Below are 17,254 nucleotides of genomic sequence, written 5' to 3'. Positions count from 1 at the left end.
AGCATCACTCCATATTCCGGGCCGCTCTGTTACCAGTGAAGGATGGAATGCAAGGACAAGCTTTCCCAAACGCAACCGCTGCGGCAGATGTCGCGACCACTTTTGGTTCATTCCTGCTCTATCCGGGGCGACACCTTCTGCTCAAGGACAATGAGCCCGTCACGATCGGCTCCCGAGCGCTCGAAATACTCATCGCGTTGACCGAGCAAGCGGGCGAGCTGGTAACGAAGGATAAATTGACCGCGCGAGCCTGGCCCAACACCACGGTGGAGGAGTCGAACCTCAGAGCTCAGATCGCGTTGCTCCGCAGGGTGCTCGGCGACGATCAAGCCGCTCCGCGATACATCGTCGCCGTTCCATCAAGAGGCTATCGGTTCATTGCGCCTCTTAACCGCACTCATGTTGAGAACGAGCCTGCGACGACGGCGGCTCCGAACAACCTTCCAAGACAGCTGACGCACCCCATCGGGCGTGACGAAGCGATCAAGATTGTCGAAGGGCGGTTTCAACGGTTCCGGCTGGTCACCATTGTGGGACCGGGCGGCATCGGAAAGACCACCGTCGGCATCCGTGTGGCAGAACAACTGTCGTCATCGTATGAGCATGGCTTGTGCTTTCTGGACTTAGCACCAATTGCGAATTCGCAACTCCTGGCGTCATTGCTGGCGTCACAGCTTCGGCTCGTGGAGACATCGGGTGATCCGATGGCGAGCATCATCGGGCACCTTCGCAGCAAACGTATGCTGCTCATGTTCGACAGCTGCGAACTCATCCTGGACGCCACAGCCGGGCTCGTAGAGACTTTGCTCCGGGAAGCCCCGGAGATCAGTATTCTCGCCACCAGCCGCGAGGCGTTAAGGGTTGAGGGTGAAAGCGTCTACAGGCTGCCACCTCTCGATATGCCGCCGTTGGCTGCGGGTCTGACTGCCGCCGGCGCTTTGAAGTTTCCCGCCATCCGCCTGTTCGTCGAGCGGGCAACCTCGTTCGGGAGCGATTACAAATTTGACGACGACGAAGCCCCGCTGGTCACGCACATATGCCGCCAGCTCGATGGAATCGCGCTGGCGATCGAACTCGCCGCCGGGCGGGTGGAGGCTTTCGGTACACGCGGGATCGCGGAACTTCTGAATGATCGTCTACGGTTGCTAACCGGTGGACGGCGCACAGCTCTCCCTCGCCACCAGACATTGGCTGCAATGATCGACTGGAGCTACGGCGCGCTCTCGGAAGGTGAGCGGAAAGTCTTGCGTCGACTTGCGGTGTTTGCTGGCGATTTCAGGCGGGAAGCGGCTGTTGCCATTGCAACCGACCCAACTGCCCCCGACCGCGATGTACCAGGCCATCTTGCTGACCTCGTCGCCAAATCCCTGGTGGCCGTCGACGCTCATGGCAAGGCCGCGCGATACCGTCTGGTCGACACGACGCGGGCGTTCGTTCTGGACAAAGTTCGGGAGGAAGGGGAGCTCGATGCCGTCATGCGGCAACTGGCGAACTATCTGTGCGAAATTCTCCAGTATTCGCGGGAGGAAGTCGAAACCTTGTCAAGCGACGAATGGCTGTTCAGGTACGGCTCCCACATCAACAACGTGCGCTTGGTTCTGGACTGGGCATACTCAGATCGTGGCGACGTCGAGATCGGCCTCGCAGTTACCATCGCCGCTATTTCACTTTGGTATCAACTCTCTCTGGTTGATGAGTGCCTGAATAACGTCCAACGCGCGTTGCTCGGCATCGCCCCGGGAGAGCAACGAGACGGGCGCGCTCGTCAAATCATGCAGCTCTACACGGCTCTCGGGCTCTCCCAGGCGTTCAAGGTCGGCTTCGCGCCACAGGCTCCGGCCGCGTTCGCCAAGGCATTGGAGATATCGCAAGAGTTGGGCGACGTCGACGGCCAGGCCGAGGCCCTTTGGGGATTATGGCTCGCGCAGGTGGGTATGGGCGAGTATAGAGCATCGCTAGAAAATGCGGAACGGTTCCTGGCGCTTGCCCAAAGCGGCATCGATCGGTTCATCGGCGACCGGATGCTCAGCATGACGCTGTTCTGCATGGGAGATTTCCGGGTTGCCCGTCTCCACGCCGATCGCATGCTATCCCACGATGTCTCAGCTGAAATCCCCTCCAAAAGTTCTGTGCGTTTCAGGTTCGGTCAATCGGTTTCAGCGCGAATTCAACCTGCCCAACTCCTCTGGATCCAAGGTTTCCCGGAACAGGCAATCCGGGCTGTCGATACCGCCGTCGAGGCAGCGCGCGCCTCCGGCCACACGATCTCCCTGTGTGAAGCCTTGGCGCGCTGGTCATGTCCGGTCCTGGTTCATGTCGGCGACCTTGCGGCTGCGGACGCAGCGATCACCGAGCTCCTCGACCTGGCGAAAATGAATGCGCTTGGGCCGTGGGAGGTGTTTGGCCGCTGCTGGAAGGCGGCGCTCCTGATCCAGCGAGGGCTTCCCGAAAGAGGCGTTCCACTTCTACGGTACGGGTTGGCTGAGCTGCGACAGGTTAAACTCTTCAACCTATACAACGTCAGATTTTTCGGGTTCCTGGCCGAAGGCTTGTCTTGTCTTGGGCAGCACGCCGAAGCGCGGGCGGCAGTGGAGGCGGCGATCAGTGCCAGCGAAGAAAAGGAAGAACTCTGGTGCGTCGCGGAACTATACCGTGTGAAAGGCGACGTCCTTTGGCGCGGTGGCGGGGGCATCGAGAGCGTCGAGCAGTGCTATCGCCATTCCGTCGACGTGGCGCGGCAACAGGACGCGGTCTCGTGGGAGCTCAGGACGATCATGAGTTTGGCGCGGTTGGCACGTGATCACGGAGACACCATTCGAGCGCGTGCCCTGTTGGAGCCGGTTTATCAACGATTCTCCGAAGGCTTTGAAACAGCTGACATAGTCACGGCCCAAGCTCTTTTGGTTGAAATGTCCTGACCTTCGCCGCCCCCTGTACGGCCGGTCGCCTTCCATCACAAGATTTCACTACGATTCACTGGCTTGAGACTACGACGTTCTGTCATCTTCCGCCCGTCGCCGGATCGCCGCCGACGCCGCAGAGAGAGGGGCAGACAGATGAAGAAAATGGACGCGCTCGTCTTGAACGAGACGAACTCTGACTTCGTCCGCACCAGCATGGTCTGCCCAGCACCCGCGGCGGGAGAGGTCCTTGTCCGCGTCAAGGCGAGCAGCGTCAACCCGCTCGATCTCAAGATCAAAAGCGGCCAAGCTCCGCATGCGCGGCATCCCCTGCCCGCCATTCTCGGGATGGACGTGGCCGGGATTGTCGAGGCTGTCGGCCCTGGGGTGACCGCGTTCAAGCCGAATGACGAGGTCTTTGGCTTGACGGGTGGCGTGGGCGGTCTCCAAGGTTCTCTGGCGACCTTCGCTGCCGTCGACGCCGAATTGCTCGCACCCAAGCCCGCGAACCTGACCATGCGCGAAACGGCATCGTTGCCGCTGGTCTTCATCACCGCTTGGGAAGGTCTCGTTGACCGCGCGCAGGTTCAAGCGCGTCAGAAGGTGCTCGTACTCGGTGCGGGCGGTGTGGGCCACGTTGCGATCCAGATCGCACGGGCTTTCGGAGCTGAGGTCTTCGCCGTGGAGAAGGCTGCCAAGCAGCGCGAGATCGAGGAGCTCTGCGCCACGGCGATCGACAGGCATCAGACGACTGTCGAGGAGTACGTCAAGGACCATACCGGCGGGCGCGGCTTCGACGTCGTCTATGACACCGTAGGCGGGGCCGGAATTGACGCCGCGTTCAACGCGGTGGCGCGTTTTGGCCACGTTGTGAGCTGCCTCGGATGGGGCACGCATTCGCTCGGGCCGCTCTCGTTCCGTGCCGCAAGCTACTCGGGTGTCTTCACGCTCCTGCCGATCCTGACTGGGGAAGGCCGGACCCATCATGGGCACATCCTGCGAGAGGCCAAGCGGCTCGCGGAAGCGGGAAAGATTACCCCACACGTCGATCCGCGTCGCTTTGGTTTCGAGACCATAGCGGAGGCGTATGCCGAAATCGAAAACCGGACCGCCAACGGCAAGATCGTGATCGACGTCGCCGATTAGAGCAGCACCTTCAACCCTCTGAAAGGTAAGATGTCATGCCATTCGTCAATGTAAAACTGGTCGACGGCGTCTTCACGCCGGAAGAGAAACACGCGATGGCCAAGGCCTTGACCGACGTCATGGTGAAGTTCGAGGGATCGGAAGCCTTCCGCGAGGTGGTATGGGTCCTGATCGAGGAATTGCACACCGATGGCTGGCACATTGGCGGCCGGCCGTTCGAAGGGCCCAAGTCGTTGATGACGACGCTTTCGAAATCCAAAGACGTCGTCGAAATGATCGACGGCATGCCTACCACCCGGAAAGAGTGGGCCGCGGCAGCGCCGGTTCAGGGATGACCATTTCGCGATCTCGACACGGGCGAAAAGAGAGCTTCCGGGCAGCACACGCCCAGAGCTGACAGTGGACCCGTGCCGACTCACACAGGGATGAGAAATGATACGAGCACAGCCATGAAAATGCCCACGGCTACAAGACGGGATGTCCTGATCGGGACCGGAGCCGTCGCCCTCGCCACGACGCTGTCGCTGGAGGCCCTGGCCGCCACTGCATCGTCGAACCCAACCAGTGCAACCATTGAAAACGGGAGTACAACCATGAACAGCATCAAGACGAAAGACGGCGCACAGATTTTCTACAAGGACTGGGGCACCGGGCAGCCGATCGTGTTCCATCACGGATGGCCGCTGAGCGGCGACGACTGGGACAACCAGATGCTGTTCTTCCTCGGCAAGGGCTTCCGGGTCATCGCCCATGACCGGAGGGGTCACGGTCGCTCAAGCCAAACATCCGGCGGCAACGACATGGACACGTACGCGGCCGACGTCGCGGCACTGGCCGAGGCGCTCGACCTTCGCGATGCGATCCACATCGGCCATTCGACGGGCGGTGGCGAGGTGACGAGGTACGTCGCCCGGCACGGCAAAGGCAGGGTCGCCAAAGCGGTCCTGATCTCCGCCATTCCGCCCGTGATGGTCAAGTCTGAGAAGAATCCTGGCGGGCTTCCTATCGAGGTCTTCGACGGCTACCGCGCGGCTCTGGCGGCCAACCGGGCGCAGCTCTACCTCGATATCGCCAGCGGCCCGTTCTATGGCTTCAATCGTCCCGGCGCGGTTGCCTCCGAAGGGACGATCCGCAATTGGTGGCGTCAGGGCATGATGGGCGGGGCGAATGCGCACTACGAGTGCATCAAGGTCTTCTCCGAGACCGATTTCACCGAGGACCTGCAGGTCATTGACGTTCCGGTCCTGGTGATGCACGGCAGCGACGACCAGGTGGTGCCCATCGCCGACTCCGCCGAACTCTCCGTCAAGCTGCTCAAGGACGGGAAGCTCAAGGTCTACGACGGTTACCCGCATGGCATGTTCACGACCCACGCCGACGTGATCAACGCGGACCTGCTGGCCTTCATCAACTCGTGACCGCCCGGGCAAGGCCGAAAGGCCTGCCCTCAACCTCCAAAATCTAATCGACAGCTGTCGGCTCGCCTGAAACCGGCTGCGGAAAGGTATGTCATGAGGTCCGAACACCTGATCTCCCGCCGCGGATTCTGCCTTTGCTGCATGGGCGCGGCGAGTTTCGCCGCCACGGGGGGATGGATGAGCCCCCGTGAGGCCTATGCCGAGGCACGTGGCCTGGTGAGTCTCATCAAGGACAGTGCCGCCAAGGCAGAAATCGTCACCCACAAGCTGAGGAATGACATCACCATCCTCGAAGGATCCGGGGGCAACGTCGCAGTTCTGGGCGGCAAGGATGGCCTCGTCATGGTCGACGCTGGCATCAGCGTGTCGCGCCCCCAGATAACGAAGGTGCTCACCGCCCTCTCCCCGGAGCCGGTGACCCATCTCATCAACACGCACTGGCATTTTGATCACGCAGACGGCAACCCTTGGATCGGTTCTGGCGGAGCCAAGATCATCGCGCACGAGAACACCCGCAAGCACCTGTCGCAGGTGCAGTGGGTGGAAGACTGGGATTACAATTTCCTGCCGCTGGAGCAGAGCGGGGTGCCCGAACTCGTCTTCTCAAAGGAGCATTCGCTCAAGCTGAACGGCCAGTCGCTCGCCATGAAATATTACGGTCCGGCGCATACCGACGGCGACATCTCGGTCATGTTCGGCGAGGCGGACGTGCTCCATGTCGGCGACACATACTGGAACGGGATATATCCGTTCATCGACCATTCGACTGGAGGCGGCATCGACGGGATGATCGCCGCCTCGGATGCGAACCTGGCCGCGTCGACCTACAAGACGATCATCATCCCAGGCCACGGAAACCCGGTGAGCAACCGCGCCGAGCTGCAGGAATTCCGCGACATGCTTGTCGCCGTCCGCGAGAAGGTCGCAGCGCTCAAGCGCCAGGGGCGCTCGAGGGACGAGGCGGTCGCCGCCAAGCCCACGGCGGCGTTCGACGCCAAGTGGGGCAATTTCGTCATCGATCCGGGTTTCTTCACGCGACTGGTGTACGAGGGCGTCTAGCACGAACCTTCGGTTATCCGACGTTCTCTTCTGGCGCGTTGCTCCCCCAGGTCCCGCGCCACCGGGAGGCCTCTCGAGGCGACCCGAGCCCGAATCTTTTGACAGAATTCCAAACCCGCAGGAGACAGCTATGTCGGGAACAAAAAGTGCTCTGTTCATCGATATTCCGGTCGAACTGAAGGAAGTGAGATCGGTCCACAGCATCGGGAGTCTTCAGTTCGAAGGCGACCTGCCCGAGGCGCTGTTCCATCTTCAGTTGATCACCACGGACATCGCGAACTGGAACGCGGCGTCGGACGTGATCGTGATCTTCCACACCAACGCGGGCCATGTCACGCTGAATGACGCGGCTTACAATGCCTCGCGCAATATCGCCACTGGCAACCCCTACAAGAAGCTGGTTGCCGACCTCGTCGACATTGGGGTCAAGGTCGAACTCTGCGGCGCGACCGCGAAGGTAAACGGCTGGGGAAATGCCGATCTTCTCCCCCGCACCAAGGTCAATCTCGACGCGATGGCCCGCACGATAGAGCTCGTGCAGCAGGGCTTCGTCAAGATCACAGAGTGACGGTCGTTTCACCGATCAAGTCTCGTCACCAGGAGCCAGGGAGTCCGCCATGTTCCAATCGCCCTTCGGGTTCCATTCGACCGCTTCTGAAGTCCTGAGAGGCGTTGACCTCCGGGGTAAGACGATGATCGTCACCGGCGGCGCAAGCGGCATTGGCATCGAGACGACCTCGGCGCTCGCCGCGGCCGGGGCCACAGTTGTCATCGCCGCCCGCCGCCGGGAAGCCGCCGAGGAAGTCGCAGCGAACCTCAGGGTGAGGACCGGCAACTCCACCATCCAGTCGCGTCAGCTCGATCTCGCAGACCTCCGCTCCGTTGACCGGTTCGTCGACGACTGGGAAGGTCCCGTTCACGCTCTCGTCAACAACGCGGGGATCATGGCGTTGCCGGAGCTGCAACGCTCTTCCCAGGGATGGGAAATGCAGTTCGCGACCAACTTCCTGGGGCACTTCGCACTGACCCTCGGCCTTCACCGATCCCTGGCCAAGGCTCGGGGCGCTCGCGTCGTATCTGTCAGCTCCAGTGGCAGCCTGTTCGGTCCGGTCTTCTGGGACGACCCGCACTTCCACTTCATCCCGTACGATCCGCTTCTGGCCTATGCCCAGTCGAAGACGGCTTGCACCCTGCTGTCCGTGGGGATCCGGGATCGATGGGCCGACTACGGCATCGTGTCGAATGCGCTCAACCCGGGAGCCATCGCGACAAACCTTCAGCGTCATACCGGAGGACTACGCACGCCCGAACACCTTCACAAGACACCCGAAGAGGGCGCAGCCACATCGGTGCTTCTCGCGGCCTCGCCGTTAGTCGAGGGAACGAACGGACGGTATTTCGAAGACTGCGCCGAGGCTTCGATCGTGCCGAGCCGCCCCCAGTTGAGGTTGGAAGGCGTTGCCCCATATGCGCTCGACAGCGCCAACGCGCAACGCCTGTGGGAAATGGCCGCGGGCTTTTTGGGTGAATGCAGATGATGGACACGACCCAGCAAGTGAGCCTCATCGGTCTCGGCGACCAGGGCACTCCCATGGCGAGGGCGATCGCGAAATCGCGAAAGCATTCGCTGCAGGTCTGGGCCAGAAGGCCGAAGTCCCCGTGAAGCGCTGTCGGGTGTCAGGCATTTCAGCCGACTTTTCCAGTTGACCGGAGACCATGAGACGCTGGGAATTCGAGACTGGGCAGTGGCGCGTCGCCAAGCTCGAACCCGTCGGTCCATTCTGGAAATCACGCCCAAGGAGCGCGTCCAATGACCCATGCACCCATCCGAGTCGGTATCATCGGCGTGCACCCCGACCGCGGTTGGGCCTCGACCGCCCATGTACCTGCGTTGAGAGATTTGCCGCAGTTCCGGCTTTCTGTCGTGAGCCACAGCCGGATGGAAACCGCGAGGGCGTCGGCCGAGAAGTTCGGTTTCGGACACGCGGTTTCGTCGACGGAAGAGCTTGTGAACCATCCTGGTGTCGACCTGGTGGTCGTCACCGTGCGGGTGCCGGAACACCTTCAGCTCGTGACTGCGGCGCTCGAAGCGGGAAAGTCCGTGTTTTCCGAATGGCCGCTCGGGATGAATCTCCGTGAGGCCGAGACGATGAACTCGCTTGCCGCCGAAATAGGCGTCTCGACAATGGTCGGCCTTCAAACCCGCGCTAATCCGACCGTCAGGCATATGCGAAAGCTGATCCAACAGGGCTATCTGGGCGAGGTGCTCTCGGCCTCGATCATTGGCTCCGGTATCACTTGGGGGGAGGAGCTCGAAGAGGCTTTCCGGTACACCTTGGATCCGTCCAAGGGCGCGAGCATGCTGCACGTACCGTTCGCCCACACGATCGACGCCTTGCTCTTCGCACTCGACGAGAACTTCCTCAGCGTGTCGGGGACATTGGTCAGCCGGCATCCAACGATAAGGATGATGGAGAGCAAGGAAGTGGTTCCGCTCAACGTCGCCGACCAAATTGCCTTCACTGGCACGCTCACGTCAGGCGGCGTGGTGACGAGCCACTTTCGCGGCGGACTGTCGCGCGCTACGAATTTCCATATTGAGATCAACGGCAGCAGGGGCGACCTTTTGCTGACGAGTCCCGTCGGCTACGTCGGCTTGGGCGGGTTCAAGCTTATGGGGGCGCAGGCAGGCGAGACCCTTCAGCCGATCTTCGTGCCCGAGGACTTCGGCGCTGGCGAGAACGTCCTGACGGGCAACGTGAGAAAGCTCTACGAACTCTTCGCTTCCGACATGACTTCCGGCACGCGTCAGAGTCCGACATTCGGAGACGCCGTCAACTTGCATCGACTGATCAACGCTATCGAGCAAAGTGGTGGGGTCTCGCGCAAAGTCTGAGACGATGCGGGAGCTGGTGATGTATCCGAGACGATTTGCTGTCCCATATACTTGAGGGTGGGAAGCTGATCGGAGATGACGGAGCGTCCGACAAGAGGTCAATCGCCGAATGGTAGCTATCCGCTCGACGCGAGTCAAAACCGGACAGTCCGGTCACGGCCCACGTCTGTTCTGCTGAACGTTTGTGCTCTGGCCGATGGTGGCCAGAGGAGAAACGATCATGGGACATTCGCAATATGACCTCGCGGGACGGGGTCGTCCCGCTTGGAACGCAGGCAAAAGGGTGGGCGTCAAACGCCCCCTGAAGGTTCGCCAGATATGGGAAATCCGGTTCTTCCTCGACCGCGAAGGTCGATTACGGGACCCGAGCGCTGTTCGATCTTGTGATCGATAGCAAGTTGCGTGGCTGCGACCTGGTGAAGCTCAAGATCGGCACGGTGGTGAATGGACCGGGTATTCGAACCCGAGCCATGGTTGTGCAACAGAAGACTAGCAGGCCCGTCCAATTCGAAATGATGGCAGATACCAGAGCGAGCCTGCTCGCTTGGCTTGAGCGGCGTGGCGGAACGATCGACGATTTTGCCTTTCCCAGTCGGGTCGATCATGCCGACCATTTGAGCACTAGGCAGTATGCGCGCCTGATCGATGAATGGGTTTCGGCGATTGGCCTTCGCCGGGAGGACTATGGCACGCATCCGCTTCGTCGTACCAAGGCTTCCATTATCTTTAAGGCCACCGGGAATCTCCGGGCAATTCAGATCTTGCTCGGCCACACCAAGATTGAGAACACAGTGCGGCATCTCGGCGTCGACGTCGAGGATGCACTGACGGTGGCCGCGGGGGAACTGAAATCTGAGTGAGGACGGCCTCGCGTGAGTCGTGCGGGGTCGCCATCGCTTCGTATTCGGCCCAGCAGTTCTGCGCCGAATTCGGACGTTGAGCCCGATATTCGTATCATCTGGAAAGCCGACATGGCCGAAGGCGTCAACTCTCGTGCCAGAGGCTCGAAATCTGGTTCTCCATCCTGATGCGCAAGCTGCTGCGCCGCGCCAGCTTCGCCTCCACCGCCGGTCTCAAAAGACCGCATTGAGCGCTTCATCGATTACTTCAACAAGACCATGGCAAAGCCATTCATATGGACCTGGGCCGGCAAATCCTTGACCGCCTAACCAGTGCGTCCAAATTTCCGCCAGCGTGTACTAGCCGAACGAGGATACTCACTGGTGCGCTCGAAACGAGCCCAGCACACCGATTTGGTGGAAAGTGACGGCCGCTGGCCTCAATGATATAGTTGGACAGGAACGGATATTGACCAGAACCGATGTTCGCGGGGCCGTCCGAATGTCTCGATTTCCTCTATCGCTCTTTCTCGCTGGCATGATCGGCTGCTGCGCTTCGAGCGCGCTTGCCTTTGCCGAAAAGCTTGAGATTCACTCGCGGACCCTGAGCGACAGCGCATTTCTTGGAGGTGATCCGGATGCGGGAAGCCCTGTCGTTCTAAGTGGCGGCCTTTCAGGCCCAGACGGCGAACAGAAGCTCCCTGTAGTTATTCTGCTGCACGGGACGGACGGTCCGGGGAGCGGAGCGGTCTGGAGCTGGAACCGCTTTTTGAACAGCAAAGGCATCGCGACCCTCAGCCTCGACAGCTATACGGGGCGGAGCCTTAGCGAAGCGTCGTCCGACCAGTCGCTTTTCGGCCAGTTCACGCAGATATCCGACGCCTATCGGGCCGTGGAGGCCTTGGCCGCACACCCGAAAATTGACGGCTCACGCGTGGCGATCATGGGGTTCTCGCGTGGCGGCAACGCTGCGCTCTATTCGGCAATGGTCAGATTCCAGAAGTCATTCGGGCCGAAGGAAGGCCGCATCGTCGCCCATTTGCCGTTCTATCCGGCTTGCAACTTCGAGCTTCTGGATCAGGCCAATGTTACCGGCGTTCCGATCCGAGAATTTCACGGGGCAGAAGACTACTGGACGCCAACCGCCCCTTGTCGCGCCTATATCGACAGGCTCGCAGAGGCAGGTCACGATGCGCAGATGACCGTATATCCCGGCGCGCTGCATAATTTCGACAGCCCGCGCAATCCCGCTCGTGTCTCTGATTCCGATTGGCAGACCTCGCGAAACTGCCTGCGCCGGGAAGAAGACGGACAGCTTGTGAACGCCGTAACCGGCAAGCTTTTCACCTATGCCGACGCCTGCGTCGAATACGGTCCGAGTTCACAGTACAACGATGCCGCCGCAACGGCAGCGCAGGCTGCGGTGATGGAATTTCTGACTGGCGTGTTTGCAGACAAATAGGCGGGCAATCACTACGCCGCGCCTATGCCCATGAGCGCCAGGGCCGCGCGTCCATTGGGGCCGTAAGGGTTTCCCAATGTCTCTGCCATTTCCTGGTGATGATAGTTGGTCGCCTCTATCAGTTCGACAGGCTTTCCTGCGGCCTTCGCTGTGGCGGCGAAATCACGGCCTTGGCGGCGGAACTCGGGCGTTTCGAAACTACCGTAGGTGACCACCACCGGCGCGCCCAACCTCTCGACATGACGTAGCGGGCTCATGGCGTCCGCGATCTCGTCGGTGAACCTGATATAACCTCGCCGCCAGGACAACCTTACCGGTTCCATCTCGTACATGCCGCTCATGCACAAACCGCCTTTGATGATGTCGGCAGGCAGACCAAACTCCTTCTGCCATTCAGTTATGAGGGCTACGGCGCATAGATGGCCACCGGAGGAATGCCCGCCAATGTAGAGGCGGTCAGGATCGCCTCCGAAGCTTGCCGCGTTCCTATACACCCAGCCGATTGCCTTGCGCACCTGCATAGCCAGAACGCCGAGGTCGCCGCCCACATCGGTGACCGATGCGAAATCAACCGCCACATAGTGTGCGCCCGCGCCGACGAACGTCTCCGCAGCGTAAGCGTATCCTCTGGCCGTGTCGTAGCGCCACGTCCCACCGTGAATAAACACGAAGATAGGCGCACTCGCATGTTCAGTGCCGTAGATGTCCATCTGCTCGACTTCGGCATCGCCGTAAGCCACCCGCTCGGGCACGCCGATCCGCGCGATGGTCGCTTCGCTATGGGAAGCGATACGCTCTTGCACGATGCGAAGTTGGGGCTCGTAGTACTGCTGGTCATAGGCCGCGTCGAGTTCTACTTGGTCATACTCCAAAAAGACGGGCGGGCCCTTTTCATGCTTTGGCGGGCCGATTTGGCAGCGCTGAGCCAGAGCCGGTGTCGAGACCGTTGCTGCTGCGGCAGTAGCCGCAATAAGAACAGCCCTGCGCGTAGGGCGGTCACCTGCGGGTGCGCAGCTCGTCTGCATAACTCCTCCCGAGGAAAAGATAAGACAGAGTATGAAACTGCCAATCACGAAATTGAGCAAGTTCATCCTTTGTACATTACCGCCGTCCATCTTTTGGTGTCCCTGAGAGGCACACGACGCTGGGAATTCCCATGGTCGCCGTCACCGTTGCGACAGGCGAGGGCAAATGGCCAAGCCGCCGCTACGGACAACCGCTGAGTGATCGTTTTCTGCTGTCAGGACATTCGACCAATCCGACGAACGGCAGCAATGGGTGGCCCGAACCGGCCATCCGGCCGCCTATTGCGTCTCAGAAAGCGAACGTTTTCTTCGTTCGCTGTGTCTTCGTGTTATCATGGAGACTAGGAGATGCCCTGTGAGCGAGAACCGCAAGCTAGCCGCGATCCTGGCCGCCGACGTGGTCGGCTACAGCCGGCTGGCGAGGGAGGATGAAGACCGTACTTTGGCCAGGTTGCGGGCCCTGCGCAGCGACCTGATTGACCCGACCATCGCCATCCACAACGGACGCGTGGTCAAGCGGACCGGGGATGGGGCGCTGGTTGAGTTCCGCAGTGTGGTAGATGCCGTGCGCTGCGCCCTGGAAGTGCAGAATGGCATGGTCGAGCGCAATGCCGGCGTGCCGCAGGACCGCCGCATCGAGTTTCGTATCGGTATTCATCTGGGTGACGTGGTGGAGGAAAACGACGGCGACCTGATGGGCGACGGCGTCAACATCGCCTCGCGTCTGGAGGGCGTCGCTGCCCCGGGAGCCATCTGCCTGTCGGAGGACGCCTATCGACAGGTCAAGGCGAGGCTGGACCTTTCAGTCAGCGATCTCGGCAGCACGCAGCTCAAGAACATCGCCGAGCCGATCCGGGTGTATTCGCTGCGTGTCGGCAGCGCCGATGCAAAGGCAACAGCGATCTCTGAAGCCGAGTCGGGCCGGCTGGCGACGGCACCGCCGCCGAAACTGTCGATAGCCGTGCTGCCCTTCGCCAACATGAGTGGTGATGCCGAGCAGGAATATTTCGCCGACGGAATCTCGGAAGACATCATCACAGCTCTCTCAAAGCTGTCGCAGCTGTTCGTAATCGCCCGCAATTCGTCCTTCACGTTCAAGGGCAGGAACGTGAACGTTCAGGAGGTGAGCCGCAATCTCGGTGTGCATTACGTGCTGGAGGGCAGCGTCCGCAAATCCGGCAACAGGGTGCGTATCACTGCGCAGCTTATTGACGCAACCACAGGTGGACATCTGTGGGCGGAGCGTTTTGATCGCGACCTGACCGACATCTTTGCCGTGCAGGACGACGTGACGCAGCAAATCGTCGACGCGCTAGCGCTCAGCCTGACGGAGAGCGACCAGCAGCGGCTCGCGACCGAGCAAACCGGTAACCTGGAAGCGTATGACTGCTTTCTGCATGGCCGAGAGCTGCTATGGCGGTTCACTAAAGCGGAAAATAGCCAAGGCCGGGAGCTGTTGCAGCGCGCCATCGAACTCGACCCAAGGTTCGCCCCAGCCTACGCGTTTCTCGCCTTCGCAAACATACTGGACTACTCAAACCAGTGGAGCGCATCGTGGTCGACCGCAATGGCACAAGCGGAAATGTTCGCGGCACGGGCAGTGGCGCTCGACGATCGATATCCCTACGCGCATTGGGCGCTGGGCATCGTCGAATTGTATTCGCGACGGCATGACGCGGCCATCTGCTCGGCTAAACGCTTGATCGCCCTTGCGCCAAATCTTGCCGAGGGGCACGAACATCTCGGCTATGCACTGCATTATTCCGGCAAGTCTGGGGATGCACTCCGGTGTTTCGACCGGGCAATGGCCTTGAACCCGTATTATCCGGACGTATACCTTCACTTCCAGGCACAGGCGATGTTCCAGTTGAGCAGGTACGAAGAGGCAATCCAGATACTGAAGCGGCGACTTGTTCGTAACCCTTCCACCGACGTCTCACGCGTGCTCCTGGCAGCGAGCTACGGCCATCTGGGCCAGTTCGAAGAAGCCCGCCATGAGTGGCAGGAAGTGTTTCGCGTCAACCCCCAGTATTCTCTGGAACATCGCCGCAAAGTGTTGCCCTACAAGGATCCCAACGATTTCGAGCTCATCATGGATGGCCTTCGCAAAGCCGGCCTCGTATGAGCACCTGACCGGGCGAGGTCCGGGATTGAACCTCCTGCAGCCACTGCTTCCAAGGAACAGCAACGAACGCTGTGCGGCGTGTTGATGACAGGTAGCTTTAGGGTCGGAAGCGAACTGGCAACTTCGAGGCTCGGATCATCAGAAGCGGACCTTCAGGCTGCTGTTGAGCAGCGACGTGATCTGACCCGATCCGGACCTTGCCACCCCCTGATTTCCTCCCCGAAAGCGGACCTCCAGAACAATCCAGTGCACATGGCGCGACTGCGCCCCTTGCCGTGGTCCAGAGCGCCCTTGTCACGGACAAGTTGACACCAATAGCGCCAAGTTGGACAAAGGTTCCGAGGGAATGCATTTGTCTACGCAATCTGTAAGTTCGCCTGTCCAGTCCCGGTTCGCCGCTCCCTCTGCGACGATGGCGTTCGGCACTCTGCTCCTTTGCGCCATCGCTGCGCTCTCGGTGCTTCTCGCCTGGCGTGATTATCAGGGCGCAATCGAAAAGGGTGAAGCCAATGCATTGTCGTCGGCGCATGTCGTGGCAGCCCACTTCCAGTGGATGCTGCAGGCGAGCGACCAAGCTCTCCGTCGCATCGATTCCGCGCTCGGACCTGAGGCAATTGGCGAAACAGCGAACACAGTTTTTAGTATTGAGGAAGCAATCGGGGACCTGCCCCGTGGCTTCCAGTATTCGGTCTACGATGAAACGGGGCAACTGAGATTTTCAAGCGTCAAAGAGGCAATTGGGATCAACGTCTCCGACCGGGAATATTTCCAGGAATTGCGGGACGGATCCGGAATCGTGATTTCCCCGCTGCTCGATGAGCGACTGAGCAATGAAAGCGTTTTTGTAGTCGCTCGCCGGATTGTCAGGTCGGGAGAGTTTCATGGAGCAGCCAGCATAGCCATTCCGGCTGCAAGAATGGCTGGGTTCTGGAGCTCAATGAATCTCGGTCCGTTCTCGTCGGTTTCGGTGATACGAACAGACGGCTGGTTGGTTGCCCGTTTTCCGGCTCTCGGCAAGACAATGGACCTCAGCAATACACCGCTCTTGGACGCGGCCCGAGCACAGAGCGGAGTTTATCACAGCGGAACCTCCCCGGTTGATGGAAAGGCCCGAATTGTAGGATTCTGGCGAGTCGACGGAGCACCTGTGATTGCCGTGGCCGGGATTGAACGTGGCGAGGTGTTGGCGGCTTTCTGGCGCAATTTGCTGACTGGCGCGGTAATCGCGGTGCCGCTGATTGGCATGCTCGCGTGGGGTCTGGTCGGGACAGCCCGATTGCAGCGGGCCGATGAAGCGCGCAGGCGTGATCTTGAGCGGTCGCTCGAGCACAACAGGTTTTTGCTTCGGGAAATTCACCACCGGATCAAGAACAACCTCCAGACCGTGGCATCATTGGTTCGGCTCCAGCCGCTGCCCGCGGAAGCGCGCCAGAGCATCGCGGGCCGTATCAGCGCGATGGTCGCCGTGCATGAGCACATATACCAAAACGACGAGTATGGAGATGTCTCGGTCGACCGATATCTCCATCGGCTGATCGATGACCTCCGAGAGGGTTCCAGCAACGATGTTGAAATGGAGGTGGAAATCGATCCTCTTTTGGTCGATCGTGACCATGCACTTCCGCTTGGGCTCCTCGTCAATGAAATTGTATCCAACGCCTTCAAACATGCGTTCAAAGGTGCTTCTTCCGGGCGCATAAAAATCTCCCTTTCCATGGTGAGCGACCGCGAGGCTAGATTGACGATTTCCGACAATGGCCGTGGCTTCAATCCCGATAGTGCGCCCCAGAACATGGGAAGCAAACTCGTCGCCGCCTTCGCGAGCCAGTTGAAAGGAGAAGTTAAGACTGAATCTTCGAAACGAGGAACCACCTTCACCCTGACATTTCCTATTACGAATTAAGCACTTCGGCCCGCCAGGAAAGCGGGCAAGCTTTCGGCCTCAAGAGTTCGCGTGCAGCTTCCCGAACAGCCCGACGTTCCCGCACGCCCCACCACGCCTCTCGTGCTGCCTGATCATCGTCAGAGTTTCCGCCGTGTGTCGCAATGGGCGGGCGGCAGTCCGCCGTTGTTCCCTCCTATTGGTCAGCATCTTTGGAACGGCTTGGGCAACCCGGTGTTTTCCTCCTCAATGTGGAGGAGGCTATGCCGCGGTACTATTTCTTTTGCGAGCACGAGGCAGGTGTCATTCCCGATCCCGAGGGCATGGATCTTGAGGACGAGCCTGCCGCACTTGCCCAGGCGATGGTGGCGGCAGGGGAAATCATGCGGTCGAATTCTCAAGCCGGCCGCGAAGCGCTCGTCGGAGCCGTTCTGCTGGTGAAGGACAACGCGGGAGCAACGCTGTTCAGAATGCCCTTCATCGATCCTGGCGAATAGTTCGC

At 60.2% G+C, this 17,254-nt stretch carries 13 protein-coding genes and 1 pseudogene; 13 read left to right on the top strand and 1 reads right to left on the bottom strand.

Annotation, left to right across the window (positions count from 1 at the left end):
• Positions 1-47: 47 nt before the first annotated feature.
• The 10 genes and pseudogenes from ABVK50_RS19095 (at position 48) to ABVK50_RS19050 (ending at position 11,720) form a co-directional block, all read left to right on the top strand.
• Positions 48-2,918 (top strand): winged helix-turn-helix domain-containing protein, encoded by a 2,871-nt coding sequence (locus ABVK50_RS19095; protein ID WP_353645080.1) that lies wholly within the window; start codon positions 48-50, stop codon positions 2,916-2,918.
• Between the two features lie 147 nt (positions 2,919-3,065).
• Complete coding sequence (locus ABVK50_RS19090; RefSeq protein WP_353645081.1) at positions 3,066-4,046, top strand: zinc-dependent alcohol dehydrogenase family protein; 981 nt, start codon at positions 3,066-3,068, stop codon at positions 4,044-4,046.
• 35 nt (positions 4,047-4,081) lie between these two features.
• Complete coding sequence (locus ABVK50_RS19085; protein WP_352805192.1) at positions 4,082-4,381, top strand: tautomerase family protein; 300 nt, start codon at positions 4,082-4,084, stop codon at positions 4,379-4,381.
• 258 nt (positions 4,382-4,639) lie between these two features.
• Positions 4,640-5,464 carry an alpha/beta hydrolase gene (locus ABVK50_RS19080; RefSeq protein WP_353645883.1) on the top strand — a complete coding sequence of 275 codons (825 nt, stop codon included), beginning with the start codon at positions 4,640-4,642 and terminating at the stop codon, positions 5,462-5,464.
• A 93-nt stretch (positions 5,465-5,557) separates the two neighbouring features.
• Positions 5,558-6,523: an MBL fold metallo-hydrolase gene (locus ABVK50_RS19075; protein WP_353645082.1), complete on the top strand. Its 966-nt coding sequence runs from the start codon at positions 5,558-5,560 to the stop codon at positions 6,521-6,523.
• Between the two features lie 130 nt (positions 6,524-6,653).
• Positions 6,654-7,091 carry a DsrE family protein gene (locus tag ABVK50_RS19070; protein ID WP_353645083.1) on the top strand — a complete coding sequence of 146 codons (438 nt, stop codon included), beginning with the start codon at positions 6,654-6,656 and terminating at the stop codon, positions 7,089-7,091.
• A gap of 124 nt (positions 7,092-7,215) precedes the next feature.
• Positions 7,216-8,061: an SDR family NAD(P)-dependent oxidoreductase gene (locus tag ABVK50_RS19065; protein ID WP_353645884.1), complete on the top strand. Its 846-nt coding sequence runs from the start codon at positions 7,216-7,218 to the stop codon at positions 8,059-8,061.
• Positions 8,062-8,333: 272 nt separating this feature from the next.
• Positions 8,334-9,419 (top strand): Gfo/Idh/MocA family oxidoreductase, encoded by a 1,086-nt coding sequence (locus ABVK50_RS19060; RefSeq protein ID WP_353645084.1) that lies wholly within the window; start codon positions 8,334-8,336, stop codon positions 9,417-9,419.
• Positions 9,420-9,639: 220 nt separating this feature from the next.
• Positions 9,640-10,279: pseudogene (locus tag ABVK50_RS19055) on the top strand (tyrosine-type recombinase/integrase).
• Between the two features lie 481 nt (positions 10,280-10,760).
• On the top strand, positions 10,761-11,720 hold the full coding sequence (locus ABVK50_RS19050; RefSeq protein WP_353647050.1) for a dienelactone hydrolase family protein: 960 nt from the start codon (positions 10,761-10,763) through the stop codon (positions 11,718-11,720).
• A gap of 11 nt (positions 11,721-11,731) precedes the next feature.
• On the opposite strand, the gene ABVK50_RS19045 is transcribed toward ABVK50_RS19050, so the two are convergent.
• Entirely contained in the window at positions 11,732-12,835 is a 1,104-nt protein-coding gene (locus ABVK50_RS19045) for an alpha/beta hydrolase (protein ID WP_353645085.1), read from the bottom strand.
• A gap of 265 nt (positions 12,836-13,100) precedes the next feature.
• Between ABVK50_RS19045 and ABVK50_RS19040 the strand changes: the two genes are divergently transcribed.
• From ABVK50_RS19040 to ABVK50_RS19030, 3 genes are all read left to right on the top strand, one after another.
• Positions 13,101-14,870 (top strand): adenylate/guanylate cyclase domain-containing protein, encoded by a 1,770-nt coding sequence (locus ABVK50_RS19040; RefSeq protein WP_353645086.1) that lies wholly within the window; start codon positions 13,101-13,103, stop codon positions 14,868-14,870.
• Between the two features lie 412 nt (positions 14,871-15,282).
• Positions 15,283-16,773: a histidine kinase dimerization/phosphoacceptor domain -containing protein gene (locus ABVK50_RS19035; protein ID WP_353645087.1), complete on the top strand. Its 1,491-nt coding sequence runs from the start codon at positions 15,283-15,285 to the stop codon at positions 16,771-16,773.
• Positions 16,774-17,015: 242 nt separating this feature from the next.
• Positions 17,016-17,249, top strand: coding sequence for a hypothetical protein (locus ABVK50_RS19030; protein ID WP_353645088.1), 234 nt, complete (start codon positions 17,016-17,018; stop codon positions 17,247-17,249).
• The last annotated feature ends 5 nt before the right edge of the window (positions 17,250-17,254 follow it).

Origin of the sequence: Mesorhizobium sp. WSM2240 (assembly GCF_040438645.1) — a bacterium.
GTDB lineage: Bacteria > Pseudomonadota > Alphaproteobacteria > Rhizobiales > Rhizobiaceae > Allomesorhizobium.
The sequence above is the reverse complement of the archived record's forward strand: the minus strand, read 5'-3'. Positions and strand labels throughout refer to the sequence as shown.

Excerpts from the sequence above, each read along its gene's own strand:
- ABVK50_RS19060 (WP_353645084.1), top strand. The coding sequence starts at position 8,334 with ATGACCCATGCACCCATCCGAGTCGGTATCATCGGCGTGCACCCCGAC.
- ABVK50_RS19090 (WP_353645081.1), top strand. The coding sequence starts at position 3,066 with ATGGACGCGCTCGTCTTGAACGAGACGAACTCTGACTTCGTCCGCACC.
- ABVK50_RS19095 (WP_353645080.1), top strand. The coding sequence starts at position 48 with ATGCAAGGACAAGCTTTCCCAAACGCAACCGCTGCGGCAGATGTCGCG.
- ABVK50_RS19065 (WP_353645884.1), top strand. The coding sequence starts at position 7,216 with ATGATCGTCACCGGCGGCGCAAGCGGCATTGGCATCGAGACGACCTCG.
- ABVK50_RS19030 (WP_353645088.1), top strand. The coding sequence starts at position 17,016 with ATGCCGCGGTACTATTTCTTTTGCGAGCACGAGGCAGGTGTCATTCCC.
- ABVK50_RS19035 (WP_353645087.1), top strand. The coding sequence starts at position 15,283 with ATGGCGTTCGGCACTCTGCTCCTTTGCGCCATCGCTGCGCTCTCGGTG.
- ABVK50_RS19085 (WP_352805192.1), top strand. The coding sequence starts at position 4,082 with ATGCCATTCGTCAATGTAAAACTGGTCGACGGCGTCTTCACGCCGGAA.
- ABVK50_RS19045 (WP_353645085.1), bottom strand. The coding sequence starts at position 12,835 with ATGGACGGCGGTAATGTACAAAGGATGAACTTGCTCAATTTCGTGATT.
- ABVK50_RS19075 (WP_353645082.1), top strand. The coding sequence starts at position 5,558 with ATGAGGTCCGAACACCTGATCTCCCGCCGCGGATTCTGCCTTTGCTGC.
- ABVK50_RS19070 (WP_353645083.1), top strand. The coding sequence starts at position 6,654 with ATGTCGGGAACAAAAAGTGCTCTGTTCATCGATATTCCGGTCGAACTG.
- ABVK50_RS19080 (WP_353645883.1), top strand. The coding sequence starts at position 4,640 with ATGAACAGCATCAAGACGAAAGACGGCGCACAGATTTTCTACAAGGAC.
- ABVK50_RS19050 (WP_353647050.1), top strand. The coding sequence starts at position 10,761 with ATGTCTCGATTTCCTCTATCGCTCTTTCTCGCTGGCATGATCGGCTGC.